At 63.4% G+C, this 18,351-nt stretch carries 18 protein-coding genes and 1 other RNA gene; 5 read left to right on the plus strand and 14 right to left on the minus strand.

Annotated elements, in window-relative coordinates; all coding sequences use genetic code 11:
- Window positions 1-193: 193 nt before the first annotated feature.
- The 12 genes from EN850_RS22045 to ffs form a co-directional block, all read right to left on the minus strand.
- Window positions 194-943, minus strand: coding sequence for an ABC transporter ATP-binding protein (locus EN850_RS22045; protein WP_127870724.1), 750 nt, complete (start codon window positions 941-943; stop codon window positions 194-196).
- Window positions 940-1,785 carry an ABC transporter ATP-binding protein gene (locus EN850_RS22050; RefSeq protein WP_135882893.1) on the minus strand — a complete coding sequence of 282 codons (846 nt, stop codon included), beginning with the start codon at window positions 1,783-1,785 and terminating at the stop codon, window positions 940-942. Before EN850_RS22050 ends, EN850_RS22045 begins: the two co-directional genes overlap by 4 nt.
- Window positions 1,782-2,708, minus strand: coding sequence for a nickel transporter permease (gene nikC, locus EN850_RS22055; RefSeq protein WP_127870723.1), 927 nt, complete (start codon window positions 2,706-2,708; stop codon window positions 1,782-1,784). Before nikC ends, EN850_RS22050 begins: the two co-directional genes overlap by 4 nt.
- Window positions 2,709-2,904: 196 nt before the next feature.
- Window positions 2,905-3,966 (minus strand): ABC transporter permease, encoded by a 1,062-nt coding sequence (locus EN850_RS22060; protein ID WP_127278745.1) that lies wholly within the window; start codon window positions 3,964-3,966, stop codon window positions 2,905-2,907.
- 18 nt (window positions 3,967-3,984) lie between these two features.
- Window positions 3,985-5,628, minus strand: a complete 1,644-nt coding sequence (locus EN850_RS22065) for an ABC transporter substrate-binding protein (protein ID WP_135932897.1) — start codon at window positions 5,626-5,628, stop codon at window positions 3,985-3,987.
- A 262-nt stretch (window positions 5,629-5,890) separates the two neighbouring features.
- Window positions 5,891-7,177, minus strand: coding sequence for a lytic murein transglycosylase (locus tag EN850_RS22070; protein WP_135932928.1), 1,287 nt, complete (start codon window positions 7,175-7,177; stop codon window positions 5,891-5,893).
- A 25-nt stretch (window positions 7,178-7,202) separates the two neighbouring features.
- Window positions 7,203-7,808, minus strand: a complete 606-nt coding sequence (recR, locus tag EN850_RS22075) for a recombination mediator RecR (protein WP_127280959.1) — start codon at window positions 7,806-7,808, stop codon at window positions 7,203-7,205.
- A 90-nt stretch (window positions 7,809-7,898) separates the two neighbouring features.
- Complete coding sequence (locus EN850_RS22080; protein WP_135921079.1) at window positions 7,899-8,918, minus strand: cell wall hydrolase; 1,020 nt, start codon at window positions 8,916-8,918, stop codon at window positions 7,899-7,901.
- A gap of 227 nt (window positions 8,919-9,145) precedes the next feature.
- Window positions 9,146-9,553, minus strand: coding sequence for a hypothetical protein (locus EN850_RS22085; protein WP_127280301.1), 408 nt, complete (start codon window positions 9,551-9,553; stop codon window positions 9,146-9,148).
- Between the two features lie 13 nt (window positions 9,554-9,566).
- Complete coding sequence (locus EN850_RS22090) at window positions 9,567-9,890, minus strand: YbaB/EbfC family nucleoid-associated protein (protein ID WP_127280300.1); 324 nt, start codon at window positions 9,888-9,890, stop codon at window positions 9,567-9,569.
- Window positions 9,891-9,921: 31 nt separating this feature from the next.
- Entirely contained in the window at window positions 9,922-11,751 is a 1,830-nt protein-coding gene (locus EN850_RS22095; RefSeq protein ID WP_136092236.1) for a DNA polymerase III subunit gamma/tau, read from the minus strand.
- Window positions 11,752-11,853: 102 nt separating this feature from the next.
- An RNA gene (gene ffs, locus EN850_RS22100) (signal recognition particle sRNA small type) lies at window positions 11,854-11,950 on the minus strand.
- Between the two features lie 144 nt (window positions 11,951-12,094).
- Between ffs and EN850_RS22105 the strand changes: the two genes are divergently transcribed.
- From EN850_RS22105 to EN850_RS22115, 3 genes are read left to right on the plus strand one after another with little or no spacing between them, the layout of a single operon-like run.
- Complete coding sequence (locus tag EN850_RS22105; RefSeq protein ID WP_135921085.1) at window positions 12,095-12,514, plus strand: HIT family protein; 420 nt, start codon at window positions 12,095-12,097, stop codon at window positions 12,512-12,514.
- Window positions 12,515-12,566: 52 nt separating this feature from the next.
- On the plus strand, window positions 12,567-13,508 hold the full coding sequence (gene nudC / locus EN850_RS22110) for an NAD(+) diphosphatase (protein WP_127870717.1): 942 nt from the start codon (window positions 12,567-12,569) through the stop codon (window positions 13,506-13,508).
- Between the two features lie 44 nt (window positions 13,509-13,552).
- Complete coding sequence (locus EN850_RS22115; protein WP_135916849.1) at window positions 13,553-13,852, plus strand: Dabb family protein; 300 nt, start codon at window positions 13,553-13,555, stop codon at window positions 13,850-13,852.
- Between the two features lies 1 nt (window position 13,853).
- Here EN850_RS22115 and EN850_RS22120 read toward each other — a convergent pair whose 3' ends face one another.
- Together EN850_RS22120 and EN850_RS22125 are read right to left on the minus strand one after the other, a co-directional pair.
- Window positions 13,854-14,717 (minus strand): prephenate dehydratase, encoded by an 864-nt coding sequence (locus tag EN850_RS22120; protein ID WP_135921087.1) that lies wholly within the window; start codon window positions 14,715-14,717, stop codon window positions 13,854-13,856.
- 9 nt (window positions 14,718-14,726) lie between these two features.
- Window positions 14,727-15,455 carry a 3-deoxy-manno-octulosonate cytidylyltransferase gene (locus EN850_RS22125; RefSeq protein ID WP_135921089.1) on the minus strand — a complete coding sequence of 243 codons (729 nt, stop codon included), beginning with the start codon at window positions 15,453-15,455 and terminating at the stop codon, window positions 14,727-14,729.
- 194 nt (window positions 15,456-15,649) lie between these two features.
- Between EN850_RS22125 and EN850_RS22130 the strand changes: the two genes are divergently transcribed.
- Both EN850_RS22130 and EN850_RS22135 read left to right on the plus strand, forming a co-directional pair.
- On the plus strand, window positions 15,650-16,297 hold the full coding sequence (locus EN850_RS22130; RefSeq protein WP_127870715.1) for a cytochrome c family protein: 648 nt from the start codon (window positions 15,650-15,652) through the stop codon (window positions 16,295-16,297).
- 169 nt (window positions 16,298-16,466) lie between these two features.
- Entirely contained in the window at window positions 16,467-18,344 is a 1,878-nt protein-coding gene (locus EN850_RS22135; RefSeq protein ID WP_136092237.1) for an extracellular solute-binding protein, read from the plus strand.
- Window positions 18,345-18,351: the final 7 nt, after the last annotated feature.

The following is an 18,351-nucleotide window of genomic DNA, read 5'->3' on the forward strand; positions in this document are numbered from 1 at the left end:
CTGCTGTGAAACTGCCAGCTGCCACCTTCTTCGTTGTAGATGTCGTCGTCGTCAGCTTAATGCACGACGGATGCGATCCAATCGTCAGATTTGAATATACTCTTGTCCGATAGCACCGCGACATTGGGTGGATCTGCAAACTTCCATTCCCCCATGGAATTCCCCGGTTGGTCTGTGCACAGGAAGAGCGAATTCAGGCGGTTCTTACAAACCCGTCGCTGGCTCGCAGCAGGTTGCGCGTATAATCCTTTGTCACACGGCGCTCGACCAGATCGTTCGCCACCAGATTTTCCACTGCCTCGCCGCCCTGCATCACCATCAGCCGCTCGCACATATGGGTGATGATGGCGAGGTCGTGGCTGACCATCAGGAAGGTCAGCTTGCGCCGCCGCCGGACTTCCTCCAGCAGGTTGAGCACTTCCGCCTGCACGGAGGCGTCGAGCGCCGAGGTCGGCTCGTCTAGCAGCAGGATCGAGGGCTCGAGGATCAGCGCGCGGGCGATCGCGACACGCTGGCGCTGGCCGCCCGAGAGCTGGTGCGCGTAACGGAAGCGAAAACCGTTGCCGAGGCCGACCTCGTCGAGCGCGCGCTCGATGCGCTTTTCGCCGTCGGCAAAGCCGTGGATGGCGAGCGGCTCCTGCAGCAGGCGGTCGACCGTCTGGCGCGGGTGCAGCGACCCATACGGATCTTGGAAGACCATCTGCACTTCGCGGTAAAAGGCCTTATCGCGGCGCGCGCCGAGCGTCTTGCCGTTGACGGCGATGCTGCCCGAGGCGACCGGCGCGAGACCGGCGATGGCTCGCAGCAATGTCGATTTCCCGGAACCGGATTCACCGACCAGGCCGAAGGATTCACCCGGCTGTACATCAAGGCTGACGCCCTTCAGCGCGCGAAAGCGGTCGAAGATCACCTCCAGCGTGTCCACGGCAATCGCTGATGTCATGCCGCCCACTCCGGCTTGCGGTCGAGCACAGGCAGCGGGTGACGGTCAGCGCCGATCTTGGGCATGCAGTTGAGCAGGCCGCGCGTGTAGGGATGCTGGGCCTGGCTGAGTTCCGAGGCCTTGAGCTGTTCGACCACCTTGCCGGCATACATGACGATGACGCGGTCGCAGAAGGAGGAAACCAGGCGCAGATCATGCGAGATGAAGACCAGTCCCATGCCCCGCTCCGCGACCAGCCGGTCGAGGATGCCGAGCACATCGAGCTGCACGGTGACGTCGAGCGCCGAGGTCGGCTCGTCGGCGATCATCATTTCCGGCCCGGCGATCAGCATCATGGCGATCATGGCGCGCTGGCCCATGCCGCCGGACACTTCGTGCGGGTGCAGGTCGAAGACCCGTGCGGGATCGCGGATCTGCACCGCCTCGAGCATGGCCAGCGCGCGCTCGCGCGCCTCGGCCTTGCCGACCTTTTCGTGCGTGCGCAGCGTCTCGACGATCTGGCGGCCGATGCTCATCACGGGGTCGAGCGAATATTTCGGATCCTGCAGGATCATGGCGATGCGGTTGCCCCGCAACGCGCGGCGTTGGCGTGGCGAGATGCCGAGCAGGTCGATGCCGTCGAAGGTCAATTTGTTGGCCGATATCCGGGCCTGCGGCGGCGTCAGGCCCATGATGGCGCGGCCCGTTTGCGACTTGCCCGAGCCGGACTCGCCGACGATGCCGAGCCGTTCGCGGCCAAGCGAAAAGGAAACGCCGCGCACCGCCTCGATCATGCCCGTGCGGGTTGGAAAGGTGACCCGCAGATCATCCACCTCAAGCAGTGTCCCAGTTCGGCCGTTCATTGGTCACCACTCCGGGGATCGAGCGCGTCACGCAGGCCGTCGCCGAGCAGGTTGAAGCCGAGGCTGACGATCAGGATGGCGAAGCCCGGCGCACCGGCCACCCACCATTGGTCGAGGATGAAGCGGCGGCCCGAAGCGATCATGGTGCCCCATTCCGGCAGCGGCGGCTGCGCGCCAAGGCCGAGGAAGCCGAGGCCGGCGGCCGTCAGGATGATGCCGGCCATGTCGAGCGTGACGCGGATGATCAGCGAGGAGATGCACAGCGGCATGATGTGGCGCAACACGATGCGGAAGGGAGAGGCGCCCATCAGTTGCACCGCCTTGATGTAGTCCGAGTTGCGCACGGTGAGCGTCTCGGCACGCGCGATGCGGGCATAGGGCGGCCAGGAGGTGATGGCGATCGCCAGCACGGCATTCTCGATGCCGGGGCCAAGGGCGGCGACGAAGGCCAGCGCCAGCACCAGCTTGGGGAAGGCAAGGAAGATATCGGTGACGCGCATCAGGATCGCGTCGGTCCAGCCGCCGGCATAGCCGGCGACGGTGCCGACCAGGAGCCCGATGGGTGCGGCGATGATGGCGACCAGGACGACGACATAAAGCGTCCAACGCGAACCGTAGAGGATGCGCGAATAGATGTCGCGGCCGAGATCGTCGGTGCCGAACCAGTGCTGGGCACTCGGCGCCAGCAGACGCGCGTTCTTCAGGTCGCCGAAGGTCGGCGAATACGGCGCCAGCACACCGGCAAGGGCGGCGACGAGCAGCAGAGCGATGATGATGAGCAGGCCGACAAAGGCCAAACGATTGGCGGAAAAGCGCCGCCAGGCGACATAGGCGCGACCGAGCCTTGCCTGCATGCGCGATGCCGGCCGCTCCGACAACAACCATTCGCGACGGGAGAAGGGGCGGGCGTCGGAGACGGTCATGACGATGCCTCTTGAAGCCGTCGACCCCCACTCCGGTCTGCTTCGCAGACCACCTCTGCGCCGCTCGACGGGGGAGAGGAAAGGCGCCAGGCGTGCGGCTGCCTTTTCCTCTCCCCCGGACAGGGGGAGAGGTGGCCCGAAGGGCCGGAGTGGGGGTGATTTGCCGCAGCCAAGCCCGAAAGCGCGATACCTCTGCTCATCCTGTCTTCGTCCTCGGGTCGAGCACGCGGTAGAGAAGATCGGACAGGAGGTTGATGCCGATGAACACCGAGCCGATGACGATGGTGCCGCCGAGCACGGCGTTCATGTCGGCGTTCTGCAGCGAGTTGGTGATGTAGAGGCCGATGCCCGGCCAGGAGAAGACCGTCTCGGTCAGCACCGAGCCCTCGAGCAGCCCGGCATAGGACAACGCGATCACGGTCACCATCGGCACGGCGGCATTGCGCAGCGCATGACCCCAGATGATGCGGGTTTCCGACAGGCCCTTGGCGCGCGCGGCGACGACATATTCCTGGGCGAGTTCATTGAGCATGAACGAGCGTGTCATGCGGCTGATATAGGCTAGCGAGAAATAGCCGAGCAGCGAGGCCGGCAGGATGATGTGACGGAAGGCGTCGTAAAAGACATCCCACTGCCCCTGCATCGCGGAGTCGAGCAGGTAGAAACCGGTGACCGGCGTGAAAGTGTATTCGTAGACGACGTCGAGCCGTGCCGGGAAGGCCACCCATTGCAGCTTGGCGTAGAACAGCACCAGGGCCAGCAGGCCCAGCCAGAAGATGGGCACGGAATAGCCGATCAGGCCGATGATACGCACAATCTGATCGACGAGGCTGCCGCGTTTGACCGCGGCCAGCACTCCCAGCGGCACACCGAACAGCGCGCCGATCAGTGTCCCCAATGTCGCCAGTTCCGTCGTTGCGGGAAGAGCGCGGCGGATGTCGGTCATGACGGGATTGGTGGTCAGCACGGAGATGCCGAAATCGCCGCTCAGCGCATGTTTCACATAGATGTAGAACTGCTCGATCAACGGCAGGTCGAGGCCCATCTCGCGGCGCGTTCGCTCCACGACATTGGCGGGTGCCCGGTCGCCGAGCACGGCCAGCACCGGGTCGATCGGGATGACGCGGCCAATGAAGAAGGTGACCGCGAGAAGACCGAGATAGGTCGTCACCGCAATGACCAGGAAGCGGCCGAGCGATGATGCAAGGGCGACGGCGCGGGCGCTGCCGCGCCCGCTTTCGTTTTCAATCGTGCTCATGCGGCGTGTCCGCGAACACTATTCCTTGGAGACCGGCCCGACGAAGTTGGTGTCGAAACTCGGACCGAGCGCGAAGCCCTTGAGGTTCTTGCGCAGACCGGCAACTTCCAGCTGCTGGTGGATGATGACGAAGGGGCTGGTGTCGAGGATTTTCTTCTCGAGATCCTTGTACATATCCGCGCGCTTGCCCGAATCCTTCTCAAGCAGGGCTGCTTCCGTTTGCTTGGTCAGGTCCGGAATGTCCCAGGCATTGCGCCAGGCGAGCGTGTGGGACTTGCCGGCATCCGAATTGTCCGGGTTCGAGGCAAAGGTCTGGGCATTGGAGTTCGGATCGAAATAGTCCTGGCCCCACTGGCCGATATAGATGTCGTGGTTGCGGGCGCGGTATTTGGTCAGCGTCTGCTTGCCGTCGCCAGGGATGATCTCCAGCTTGATGCCGGCCTGGCCGAGCGTCTGCTGAATGGATTCCGCCATGCCGGTGGTCGGCTGGCCGGTGCGCACGTCCATGGTGACGCTGAAGCCGTCCGCCAAGCCGGCCTTGGCCAGCAATTCCTTGGCCTTGGCGACGTCGAGCTTGAAGGGGTTTTCGTCGAGTTCGCCCAGCACGCCCTTGGGCAGGAAGGTCTGGTGGATCTCGCCGATGCCCTTGAGGATGGTCGAACCCAGCGCATCATAGTCGACCAGATATTTGAAGGCCTGACGCACCTCGGGTTTGGCGAGGTTCGGGTTCTTCTGGTTGAGGCTGATGTAGTAGACGGTGCCCTTGGGCGCGCTGGTCGAGGTGAGGTCGGCGTTCTTGGCGATGGCGTCGAGGTCGTTCGGTTCGAGGTTGCGGGCAACGTCGATATCGCCGGCCTCGAGTGCCAGGCGCTGCGCCGAGCTTTCCTTCATGTTGCGGTAGATGACGCGGGCAAGCTTGGCCTTCTCGCCGTGATAATTGTCGTTGCGCTCCATGACGACGGCTTCGTTGGCGCGCCATTCGCGCAGCTTGAAGGCGCCCGAGCCGGCATAGCCTGTTTTCAGCCAGGCATTGCCGAAATCGTTGTCCCATTTGTAGTCGGCGCTCGGCGTGACCGCCGCCACATGTTCCTTGACCAGCTTGGCGTCGACAACGGAGGCAACGGTGGCCGACAGGCAGTTCAACACGAAACTTGGCGCATAGGCCTTGTCGACGGTGAACTGGAAGGTGGTGTCGTCGACCGCCTTGGCCTTTTCGGTGACGTTGTCGCCGCTAATGCCGAACTGGCCGATGATGAAGGCGGGGCTCTTGTCCAGCTTGACGGCGCGCTCGAACGACCAGGCGACGTCGGCGGCGGTGATCGGGTTGCCTGAGGCGAATTTCAGGCCCGGCTTGAGCTTGAACGTATAGGTCAGGCCATCGTCGGAGACGGTCCAGCTTGCGGCGAGATCGGGCTTGACCTTGGAGGTGTCGCTGAGGTCGAGGCGGACAAGAAGATCATAGGTGTTGCCGGTGACCTCGGCGGTCGACAGCTCGAACGCCTCGCCCGGATCCATCGAGATGATGTCGTCGATGGCAAAACCTTCGACAAGCGTGTCGGCGGGAGTGACCGCGCCAGCCGGCGCTCCGGCCAGAAGCAGCGCCGACATGGCGGCGCCCGCCAGCAAGATGCGGGATCGTAGAGCAAGCTTTTCCATCATCATGATGATTGTTCCCTGTTTTGTTGTTTGTTGACCTGAGTTCCCGGCTCAGGGTTGCGGTGTTCTTTCAGGGCTCCAATGAAAGCCCTTGACTCGCTACCGTCGTGGTTTTTGTCCAGTTGGTCAACACCTTATCCGGCGACTCCCAGCCCGGCAACGAGGATTTGCGAGACGGCCTCAGTGGATCAGAATACACAGCGGCGTGTCGACGCATGCGCCGGCCAAATGATGCCGGGGATCGGGAAAAATCTGCTAAAATTCGATGCTATTTCAGCGCGGCGACCAGGCCGGCATCGGGAAAACAGGTGGCGGCCTGACCATTCTTTTCCTGCCATCTGCCGATCGAGCGGCGGGTCTTGAAGCCGGGCAGGCCGTCGGCGCTGCCAACATCATAGCCTTTGGCTTCCAGTGCCCCTTGCAAGGCGGCGATGTCGGAGCGGTGGAGATCGCCGACCGGACCCCAGCTACCGGAAAAATTCTGATCGCCATGGGCGATGCGGTCGGCGCCATGGCCGATGAACAGCGCGTAGAGGTCGCTGGTGTTGTATTGTTTCAGCACGTAGAAATTGGGAGTCGCGATGAAGGCTGGGCCGCTGCGCCCGGCCGGCATCAGCAGGAAACCTTCCGCCTTCAGCTCGCTCGCCGGGAAGGCTTTACCGCCGACGCGCTCAATGCCCATGGCGGCCCATTGCGAGATCTTTTTGCCCTGGTCCGGGCCCTCCAGCGAACAGGAGACGCTCTGAGGCACGATCACCTCGAAACCCCAGCCGCGTCCCCTCACCCAGCCATAATGGACAAGATAATTGGCGATCGAGGCCAGCACGTCGGGCGTCGAATTCCAGATGTCGACGCGGCCGTCGCCGTCGAAATCGACGGCATGCTTGAGGAAAGAGGTCGGCATGAATTGCGGCTGGCCGAGCGCCCCGGCCCAGGACGATTTCATCGCGCCGACCGGGGCCAGCCCGCGCTGGACGATTTCCAACGCCGCCAGCAGTTCCGTGCGGAAGAAATCCTTTTTCGTCGACATGAACGCCTTGGTGCCCAGCACTTCGAAGGCGTCGTAGGGCATCTTCGCCGCGCCGAAGCCGGTCTCGCGGCCCCAGATCGCCAGAAGGATTTCGCCCGGCACGCCATAGCGCTTTTCGATCGCGGCAAGCGTGCGGGCATTGGCGGCCTCGCGGGTGCGCCCGCCCGATGTCACCGCACGAACCGTCTTCTCGGCAAAATAGGCGCCGGGAGAACCGAACTCGGCCTGGTGCTGCTTCTGCGGCGTCTTCGGTTTCTCGCCTGGCATGACAAGGTCGGGGAGATTGAGATTGGGCTTGATGCCGTTGAACGCGGCGTCGAACGTATTTTTGGAAATGCCTTTCGCCTTGGCGTCGGGCCAGAGATCGGTCTGGAGCCAGGTCCTGAACTGGTCGTCGATCTTGGAGGCGAACGCGGGGGCAGCGATGAGGGCAAAGAGCGCTGCAAGAAAGAATGCAAAGCTGAACTTGCGAAAGCCGCGTTCTGTAGCGTGCACCACCAGCTTCGAAAGATGCGTGGCAATCATCGTGCGCATCCTCTCCGCAATCGTGTCAAAACGCCGTTCGCGAGCGCAGCGCCGCGGCCAGCGTGCCTTCGTCGAGATAGTCGAGTTCACCGCCGACCGGTACGCCGTGCGCCAGCCGTGTTATCTTGACCTCGAAGCCGGAGAGTTGATCGGTGAGGTAGTGCGCGGTAGTCTGGCCCTCGACCGTCGCGTTGACGGCGAGGATGAGTTCCTTGACCTCGCCGCCGGCGATGCGGTCGATCAGCGAGCGGATGTTGAGCTGATCGGGGCCGATGCCGTCGAGCGGCGACAGCGTGCCGCCAAGCACGTGGTAACGCACATTCATCGCCGCCGCCCGCTCCAGCGCCCAGAGATCCGAGACGTCCTCGACGACGATCAAGGTGGCGGCATCGCGGCGTGGATCGGTACAGATCATGCAAGGATCCGAGGTGTCGACATTGCCACAGGTGGAGCAGATGCGCACCTTGTCGGCGGCCTCGCCCATGGCGGCAGCGAGCGGCGACAGCAACTGTTCCTTCTTCTTGATCAGGTGCAGTGCCGCGCGCCTGGCCGAACGGGGGCCAAGCCCCGGCACCTTGGCCAGGAGTTGGATCAGGCGTTCGATCTCGGGACCGGCGATTCGCTTGGACATCGCCCTGATCTAGGATTTTTCAGAGCGCTTTGAAACATCCGGCGTCCGCGAATGTCCCGCCATCCTGCCATTGCGGGTTTGCGACACGCATCAGTTGGTTTCGAGCGGGCGGCCCTGGCTGACGATCATCGCGCCGATCGCGTCGGTGTTTTCAGGCGTCGACTGGAACCCCATCGACGCTTCCTGCGGCTCGCCCTCAACCGAGGAGATCACCCTCTTGTTCGAGGTTCCGCCGGTCAAGGTTCCGCCGAAACGGGCGACATCCGGCTCCTCCATCGGCTCCTGCATGGCGACCAGTGTCGGCTTCGCCGAGACGCGTGCGGACTTTGCCGTCGGCGCCGCGGACGCAGTGACATAGGTCTCCTGGGCCGCAGCGGTGCGGGCGGTTGCCGTCTTCCCGGGGCGTGCCGGCTCCGCCGCGGCGGTCATGTAGACCTGCTGGACTGGAGCGATGCGAGCGGATGTCTTGGCCGCAGGTACGGGCTCGGCGGAAGCGACGCGCACCGCAGGCACGCCTGGCAAGGCGGCTGGCTGCTCGGCCGAGGCAATGGCAACCGTCGGTTCATCCGGCAGCGGCTGCCAGTTGCGGCCGCGCTTTTCGTAGAAGGCATTGCCGCCGGCAACCATGGTGTAGTGCATGTTCTTGTAGGGGAAGCGCAGACCGGCGGTGTGGAAATACATCGTGTTCTTGAGCTTGGCCTTGCGCTCGCCCTTGAGCACGGCGTCGGCGGCCTCCTCGACATCGGGCATTGCGCGCGAATTCATCGGCCTGGTCATGACGCCCGGCGCGAACTGCCCGGGTTCACCCACCACTTGGCAGATGGTGCTGCCGTGGTTGCCCGAGCGCAGCCGGTTCATCACCACCGTGCCGACGGCGATCATGCCATCGCGGCTCGACCGGTTGGATTCGAAGAACATCGCCCGCTCCAGGCATTCCCTGTCCTTCGGCGTGTGGCTGTAGGCGCGCGAACTCAGGAAACTCGGCGTGATGGCGTCGGTCAGGCTGGCAACCGACATGCCGTGCGAGGTGGTCTGGCTGCAAGCGGCCAAGAAAAGGGGAGACGTGACGACGCCGAGCAACAGCGGCGTCTTCCATCGCGTGGCGATCAACAGGTAACCCTCTCACTTCAATGCCCGCCCCCAGGCTGCGGCAAGAATGAGACACTTTCGGGCAAAATGATGGCCAAAACGTTATTAACGGCAGACTGTTACCGAATTGACACAAATTGAGGCTTTCCAGATAGATCGAGCCGTCATTTCACACAGACGATGACCGCTCTCTCTTCGTTTCGCCGCAATTCCCTTGGGGAAACGCTATGCGCCTTTCGCGGGAAAGCCTATCGCCCGGCGGCGATTGCCGCCGACCGACCGGGTTCGACCTCTTCGACCTTCTCTGAAAACAGGCCCCGTCCGAGAAACAGCGCCCGCGCCTCCCTGGCCGCCGGCGCGATCTTGCCTGGCCAGTCGCTGTCGATGAACTCGGCCTTGGTGAAATCAGGATTCGTTTCGGAGGCCGCCTCCAGGAATTCGGCGATTTCCAGCACGATCGCGCGTTCGTCCTTCGAAAGCGCCGACGTGCCGGCCTCGATCGACGGGCGGTGCACGAAATCCTCGAAGAGATTGAAGTAGCCCTTGATGCCGACGAGATCGACGCCGGCATCGCAATCGGCGAGGATTTCCAGAATCTCGTAGATCCTGTTGCGGATACGCTGCTCGATCAGTCTTTCGGACGGCTCATCGATCATGGCGCACCGAGCGCTAGAAAGGCAGTTTCATTCCTGGCGGGATGGGCAGGCCAGCGGTCAGCGCCTTGGTCTTTTCCTGCATGATCTGCTCGACCTTGGCCTTGGCGTCATTGTGCGCGGCAAGAATCAGATCCTCGAGGATTTCGACCTCGTCTTCCTTGAATAAGGACGGGTCGATCTTCAGCGACTTGATGTCGAACTTTCCGCTCAAAATGATGCTGACCAGGCCGCCGCCAGCCTGACCGACGGCTTCGACCGTGGCGATCTCATCCTGCATGGCCTGGAACTTGGCCTGCATTTCCTTCGCCTTGCCCATCAGGCCGAGAAGATCTTTCATGGTCCGATCCTTTGCGGATTAGTGCTGGATATCAGGGTTCGTCGTCATCGGCCGGCGGCTCGACCGGCATTTCGGCCTCGCTCGCTTCGGCGTCCGGCGTGTCGGGAATGCGCACATCGATGATCTTGGCGCCGGGAAAGCGGCTCAGGAAGGCGGCGACTGTCGGGTCGTTCCTGGCATCGAGGAAAGCGTTTTCACGCTTCGTCGATTCCATTTCGGCCAGCGTCTGGCCGCCCTCCTCCTTAGACAGCGACACCAGCCAGCTGCGGCCGGTCCAGGCGCGCAGTTTCGTCGTCAGTTCGTTGAGCAGCATCTTGGGCGCATCGTCGGTCAGGCCGACGTCGATGCGGCCAGGTTCGATGCGCACCAGACGGATGCAGCGCTTGACCAGCACCTTGAAGGCGACGTCGCGCTGAGCGTCGGCAAGGGCAACGATGTCGGCCAGCGATTTCAGCGGTACGGCTTGCGTCTCCGGCGCCGGCTGCGGGGGCGCGACGAAGGCGGCCGGAGCGGGCGTGGCCTCGACCAGCCGCATGGTCTGTGCGCCGCCCGAGCCGCCAGGCATGCGCGCCTGCGCCACGGCGCTGGCGCCATTGCCGCCAGCACCGCCATTGCCGGGGTTCACGGGCGCGCCGTTCGGGCGTGGCGCGGCGCCGGTTGCCGAGGCGCCGCTCTCCAGCGATCTCAGCGCCTCGTCCAATGTCGGCAGATCGGCGGCGTGCGCCAGCCGGATCAGCACCATTTCGGCGGCACTGACCGGCCGGTTGGAGGACTGTACCTCGGGAATGCCCTTGAGCAGCATCTGCCAGGTCCGCGACAGCACGCGCACCGACAGCGCCCTGGCGAAATCGGCGCCGCGCTGGCGCTCGTCCTGCGACAGCGAGGCATCGTCCATCGCGGTCGGCACGAAGCGCAGCCGGGTGACGAGATGGTTGAACTCGGCCAGATCGGTGAGTACGGCGGCCGGATCGGCGCCGGTGTCGTATTGCGCGCGGAATTCGCCGAGCGCCGCCGCCACATCGCCTTTCATCATATGTTCGAACAGATCGACGATGCGGGCGCGGTCGGCCAGGCCCAGCATGGCGCGCACGGCCTCGGCGCTGACCGAGCCGGCGCCATGGGCGATCGCCTGGTCGAGAATGGAGAGCGAATCGCGGGCGGAACCTTCCGCCGCGCGCGCGATCATCGCCAGAGCGTCGTCGTCGACCGAAATGCCTTCCTTGCCGGCGATCGAGGAGAGATGCGCGACCAGCGCACCGGCGTCGATGCGCCTGAGATCAAAACGCTGGCAGCGCGACAGGACGGTAATCGGAACCTTGCGGATCTCGGTGGTGGCGAAGATGAATTTGACGTGCGGCGGCGGTTCTTCCAGCGTCTTCAGCAGGCCGTTGAAGGCCTGCGTGGACAGCATGTGCACTTCGTCGATGATGTAGACCTTGTAGCGGGCCGAGACGGGCGCATAGCGCACGCGCTCGATGATGTCCCTGATGTCGTCGATGCCGGTGTGCGAGGCGGCGTCCATCTCGATGACGTCGACATGGCGGCCTTCCATGATCGCCTGGCAATGCTCGCCAAGCACGGCGAGGTCGACCGAGGGCTGATCAACGGTGGCGGTTTTATAATTCAGGGCCCGCGCCAGGATACGCGCGGTGGTGGTCTTGCCGACGCCGCGCACGCCGGTCAGCATCCAGGCCTGGGCAATGCGGCCGGTGGCAAAGGCGTTGGTGAGGGTGCGCACCATCGGCTCCTGGCCGACCAGCTCGGAGAAATTCGACGGACGGTATTTGCGCGCCAGCACACGGTAGGCCGCGGCCTTGCCTGTCGCCAAACTATCGGGCCCCGAATTTCCGGCTTCGCTCATTCGCCGTTAAGCTCCAAAAGGCCGCGCCCAAAGCGCCGATTCCTGCGCATAGTCTCGCCCGCGCTGCAATGCGTCGTCAATGTCGCGAGGAGGGCCGATGAGGTGGGAGGCTGGAACAATGACCCGTTCCGGGCTCGTTAGGGCTGCTTCCTTCCGGACCTGACCCGGTTGGCGAGTGGATCGTCCACCACCAACCTCCCGCTGTCCATATCGGCAATTGCGCGACGAAATGCAAGTGCGCAGGCAAATCGGCACCGCGAACCGCGAGATTCGCTTGCAGCCCCGATGCAGCCGCTTTAGCGTTCAAGGTTTGAGGAAGCCAAGAAAAGCAAGGGAAACGCCGATGCTGCCGGGCCTGAAGGCCGGATTCACGCTGGATGCCCGGCTGGAGGCTGACAGCGAGCAGTTGATGTGGCTTGGGCTGTGCGAATTGCGGGTGATGAACGACCGCCGCTGGCCGTGGCTGCTCCTGGTGCCGCAGCGGCCGGGCGCGGAGGAGATCCACGACATGACGCCGCTCGACCAGGCGATGCTGACCTTCGAGACCAATATGGTGGCGCAGGCGCTGAAGAAGGTGAGCGGCTGCACCAAGATCAACACCGGCGCGCTCGGCAACATCGTGCGCCAACTGCATATCCATATCGTCGCACGATCCGAGGGGGATCCCGGCTGGCCCGGCCCGGTGTGGGGGTATGGCCTGCGCGAGCCCTATCAGCGCTCCGACCTGCGCCGGTTTGCCGAAACGATAAGGGCAGCGCTATAAGCCTTCCCTGTGTCTATCCCAAGCATGTCCATCCCAAAGCACCAGAGTCCATATGAGCTTTCGCCTGTTTGACGCGCCCGTGCGCGAGCCGAGCCAGTTCGTCGGCTTTGCCGGCAACACCATCGACCGGCAATCCGAGAACCGCGCCGACGATTCGGTCGACAAGGCGCTGGCCGATCCGACGACACGGCTGCTTTTGATGAATGGCGGCCGGCTCTACCTGAAACTCGCCGATGGCGGTTTCGACCCTTGGTACCGCATCGCCGAGAGCGATCCCTTCAGCCCTTCCTTCGACCAGGGCGTCCTGCTCGGGTTTTCCGAACAGGGGCCGGTGCTGGCGGTGCTGGCCGGCATCGATGCCGAACAGTTGCCCGAAACCGTCAAGGCGATCGATTACCGCTCGGTCTATATGCAAGGACTGATCGACGAGGCCGCCGCCGGCGCGATGGCACAAGGGGCGGCCCTGCTCGCCTGGCACGCCAGCCACCGCTTCTGCAGCAAATGCGGCACGCAATCGCAGATGCGGGCGGGCGGCTACAAGCGCCATTGCCCGAATTGCGGCACCGAGCATTTTCCGCGCACCGACCCGGTGGCGATCATGCTGACGGCGACGCGGGACAAATGCCTGCTCGGGCGTGGCCGGCACTTCGCGCCGGGCATGTATTCGGCACTTGCCGGCTTCATCGAGCCCGGCGAGACGATCGAGGCGGCGGTGCGCCGCGAGACGCTGGAGGAGGCCGGGATCCGGCTCGGCCGCGTCGTCTACCACGCGAGCCAGCCCTGGCCGTTCCCCTATTCGCTTATGATCGGATGCTTCGGCGAGCCGCTCAACGAAGACATCCAGGCCGACCTCAACGAACTGGAGGATTGCCGCTGGTTTTTGCGCGACGAGGTTCGCCTGATGCTGGACCGCACGCATCCCGACACGCTGGTCACCCCGCCGAAAGGCGCCATCGCGCATCACCTCATCCGCGCCTGGGTCGACAGCGAATAGTCATCGAAGTCATTGCAGGATCGAAGTCATTGCAGGAGAGACAAATGATCCGTCACACCGTCGTCTTCACGCTGAAGCATCCGCCGCACTCGCTGGAGGAAAAGCGGTTTCTCGTCGACGCCAGGAAAATCCTCTCGGCGATCCGGGGCGTCACGCATTTCGAGCAATTGCGGCAGGTCAGCCCCATGAACGACTATCAGTTCGGCTTCTCGATGGAGTTCGCCGACCAGGCCGCCTACACCAGGTACAACGACCATCCCGACCATGTCGCCTTCGTGCGCGACCGCTGGGTGCCGGAGGTCGAGACCTTCATGGAAATCGACTACGTGCCGCTGGGCTGGTAGCTCAATCCGCCACCTTCCACTGCTCGCGCGACTCGCTGGCCGGATAGACGCCGAGAATCCGCACCTCGCGCGAGAAGAAGCGAAGCTCGTCCAGCGCCAGCTTGACCAGCGGATCGTCGGGATGGCCCTCGATGTCGGCGTAGAACAGCGTCGCCGTGAAGGCGCCGAGCTGGTAGCTCTCGAGCTTGGTCATGTTGATGCCGTTGGTGGCGAAGCCGCCCATGGCCTTGTAGAGCGCGGCCGGCACGTTGCGGACGCGGAAGATGAAGGTCGTCATCATCTTGACGTCGGGTGACGTGCGCTCGGCCCATTGCTTGCTCTTGGTCAGGACGACGAAGCGGGTGACGTTGCTGTCGGTGTCCTCGACGTTCTCCTCGATGATGTCGAGCCCGTAGAGCGTCGCGGCCAGCGCCGGCGACAGCGCGGCCATGGTGCGATCCTTGACCTCGGAGACCATTTTGGCTGCACCCGCCGTGTCGCCGGCGACTACTCCCTTCCAGCCGTTCTTGCGGATGTATTTGCGGCATTGGCCGAGCGCGTGGATATGTGTGTGTACGGTCTTGATCTCGTCGCGCTTGACCCCGGGCAGCACCATCAGCTGGAAATGGATCGGCAGGAAATATTCGCCGACGATGTGCATCCTGGATTCCGGCAGGAGGTGGTGGATGTCGGCGACGCGTCCGGCGATGGTGTTCTCGATCGGAATCATGGCGAGATCGGCCTTGCCGGTCTCGACGGCATTGAAGGCGTCCTCGAAGGTCGGGCACGGCAACGGCTCCATCGAGGGATAGACGTTGCGGCAGGCGGTGTCGGAATTGGCGCCGGGCTCGCCCTGGAAGGATATTCTGTTGGTCTTTTCAGGCATGCCGATATCTCAGTTTGAAAGGATTTCCCTGGCGCGGTCCAGGTCTACAGGCGTGTCGACGCCGAGCGGCAGCGACTGCACGATCTCGGCGTCGATGCGCATGCCGGCTTCCAGTGCCCGCAACTGCTCAAGCCGCTCGCGGCGCTCCAGCGGCGACGGCTTCAGGGCGACGAAACGCTCGAGCGCGGCGCGGCGATAGGCGTAGAGGCCGACATGGTGATAAAGCGGCCCCTCGCCCCAGGGCGCGGTAGCGCGGGTGAAGTATAGCGCCCTCAGCCGCGTGGCCGACAGCGGCGACCCGACGATCTTGACGACGTTGGGATTGGTCTTTTCCTCCTCGCGGACGATCTCGACGCCGAGCGTGGCGATATCCACCGCGGCGTCCTCGAACGGCCTGAGCGACGCGGCGATGATGCCGGGATCGATGGTCGGCAGGTCGCCCTGCACATTGACGATCGTTTCGACCTCGCCTCGGGAATCGAGCGCCAACAGAGCTTCGTGGATGCGGTCGGAACCCGATTCATGGTCGATGCGCGTCATGACCGCCTCGAAACCATGCGCGCGCACCGCTTCGGCCACGCCTTGCGTGTCGGTCGCCACCACCACCCGGCCAAGCCCGGCTTCGGCCGCGCGGCGCGCGACATGGACGATCATCGGGGCGCCGGCAATGTCGGCCAGCGGCTTGCCCGGCAGGCGGGTCGAGGCCATGCGGGCCGGGATCAGGATCAAGGTGGACATCGGTCTGGCGAGGCGTTCGAAAAGAGGACAAGGAAAAGTGGCAAAAGGTCTCACTGGCAGCGCCCTTATAGGTGTTGCAACGCTGGAGCAAAAGACCTAGTTTCCGCCCGATTTGACCGGCCCTGGAGGGCAGGTCTCGATACCGACGGACGGAGTGGACGGTTCGGTCCGCCGGAAAAGGGAGCAAGGGGCGTATGGATTCCAACGAAGTCAACAAGCTGCTCGCCGGATTGCTCGGAACCGTTTTCGTCGTCTTCTCGGTCGGCATTGTGTCGGACGCGCTGTTTGCCTCGCCGGCGCCGGAAAAGCCCGGCTTCGCCATCGAGGCCGCCGAACCGGCCGAAGGCGGCGCTGCCGCTCCAGCCGCTGAAGCCAAACCGATCGCCGATCTGCTGGCCACTGCCAATGTCGAGGCGGGTGCTGCCGTCTTCAAGAAGTGCCAGGCCTGCCATTCAGGCGAAAAGGGCGGCCCCAACAAGGTCGGCCCGGATCTGTGGGATCTCGTCGATCGCCCTGTCGCCGAGCATGAAGGCTTCGCCTATTCGGCCGGCATGAAGGAATTCTCCAAGGGCGGCACAGAGAAGTGGACCTACGACAACATCAACCACTTCATCACCTCGCCGAAGAAATTCGTGAAGGGCACGGCCATGGGCTTTGCCGGCCTGCCCAAGGACGAGGACCGCGCCAACGTCATCGCTTATCTGCGCACACTGTCGGACAATCCCAAGCCGCTGCCGGCACCGGGCGCCGCTGCTGATGCCTCCGCGCCCGCCAAGCCCGCTGACGGCGCCGCACCGGCCAAGCCCGCGGCGCCGGCCGCTCCGGCAGCGCCGGCAAAATAACCGGATTGTCATCTCGACGTCCTTGAAAAAGCCGGGTTCAGCCCGGCTTTTTTGTTGGGAAAATGCGCGGTGCGGCGACAAAGCCGGCGCATTGCGGTTTCCACGAGCGTCAAATCATCTAGGATCGCCCTTCTGGATGATCTGGCACGCATCGCGAAAGGGAGAGTGCATGACGGTTGGCCGAACGCTTCTCAAGTCGCTGCTGGCGGCGGCCCTGCTGGTAGCAGGGTTGCAGACGACCCGGGCCGACGAGTGGCGGACAACCTCATCGCTGATCGGCCAATCCAAATACGGCGACAATTTCCAGCACTATGACTACGTCAATCCGAACGCGCCCAAGGGCGGCACGCTGAATTCGGTGCTGCTCGGCACTTATGACAGCTTCAACCCCTATGTCGTCCAGGGATCGCCTGCCGCGGGTCTTGTGGGCTTCGGCGGCGGCCTGCTCTACGACACGCTGATGGAACAGGCGACCGATGAGGGCAGCGTCAGCCATCCCCTGATCGCCGACGCCTACAAATACCCGGCTGACTATTCCTCGGCGACTTACCGGCTCGACCCGCGCGCCAAATGGCATGATGGCCAGCCGATCACCGTCGACGATGTGATTTGGTCGTTCCAGGTGCTGAAGGCCAACAGCCCGCAATACAGCCGCTATTTCGAGAACGTCACCGATGCGGTCGCCATCTCCGATCGCGAGGTCGAATTCCATTTCAACCAGAAGGGCAACCGGGAACTGCCCAAGATCATGGGCGACCTTGCCGTGCTGCCGAAACACTGGTGGGAGGGCACCGATGCCAGCGGCAAGAAGCGCGATGTCACCAAGCCGACGCTGGAAATCCCGCTCGGCTCGGCCGCCTACAAGATCGCCAGCTTCAAACCCGGTTCGGAAATCGTCTGGCAGCGCGTGCCGGACTATTGGGCGGCTAAGCTGCCGGTAAAGATCGGCCGCGAGAATTTCGACACGCGCCGATACACCTACATCCTCGACGACAATGCCGCCTGGCTTGCGTTCACGAAAGGTGGGCTGGAAGACATCAACCGCGAATACAGTTCTCGCAAATGGGCGACGGCCTATAATTTCCCGGCCATTCAGGCAGGCGACGTCATCAAGAAGGACTTCCAGACACAGTCGCCACAGCCGATGCAAGGCTTTGTTCTCAACCAGAGGCGGCCGCTGTTCCAGGATCGGCTGGTCCGCGAAGCACTGACCATACCATTCGATTTCGAGAGCATGAATCGCACGCTGTTCTTCGGCTTCAATACCCGCACATCGAGCTATTTCCAGGGTACCGAACTGGCGTCCAGCGGATTGCCGCAGGGCAAGGAGCTGGAGATCCTGGAAAAATACCGCGACAAGCTGCCGCCGGAACTCTTCACTCAGGAGTTCAAGCTGCCTGTCTACGATTCGCCGCAAGCGGAACGGAAGTATCTGAAGCAGGCCGTCGATCTCTTCGCCAAGGCCGGATGGGTCATCAAGGGCGGCAAGATGGTCAACGCCAAGACAGGCGCACCGTTCAAGTTCGAGATCCTCGGCTGGAACGACACAGACCAGGTGATCGCCAGCCCCTACATTGCCAACCTGCGCAAGATCGGCGTCGACGCTACCCTGCGCATCATCGATCAGACGCAGTACATCAACCGTGTGAACCATTTCGATTTCGATGTCGTGACGGGTCTGTTCGGCCAGTCGGAGTCGCCTGGCAACGAGCAGCGCGATTTCTGGAGTTCCAAGGCCGCCGACGCGCCCGGTTCGCGCAACCTGATGGGCATCAAGGATCCTATCGTCGATGCGCTGGTCGATCGCATCATCTTCGCCACCGATCGCGATGATCTCGTCGCCGCCACCCACGCACTCGACCGCATCCTGCTGTGGAACTTCTACGTGGTGCCGCAATATTACCGTTCCGCCGTCTGGCTGGCCTATTGGAACAAGTTCAAGTTCCCCGACAAGCAGCCTGCCTATGTCGGCGCCGATATCGATTCCTGGTGGGTCGATCTCGACAAGGAAAAAGCGCTGGCGGCCAAATACAAAGGCGGTAATTGATGGGGCG

Source organism: Mesorhizobium sp. M8A.F.Ca.ET.207.01.1.1, assembly GCF_004794715.1.
GTDB lineage: Bacteria > Pseudomonadota > Alphaproteobacteria > Rhizobiales > Rhizobiaceae > Mesorhizobium.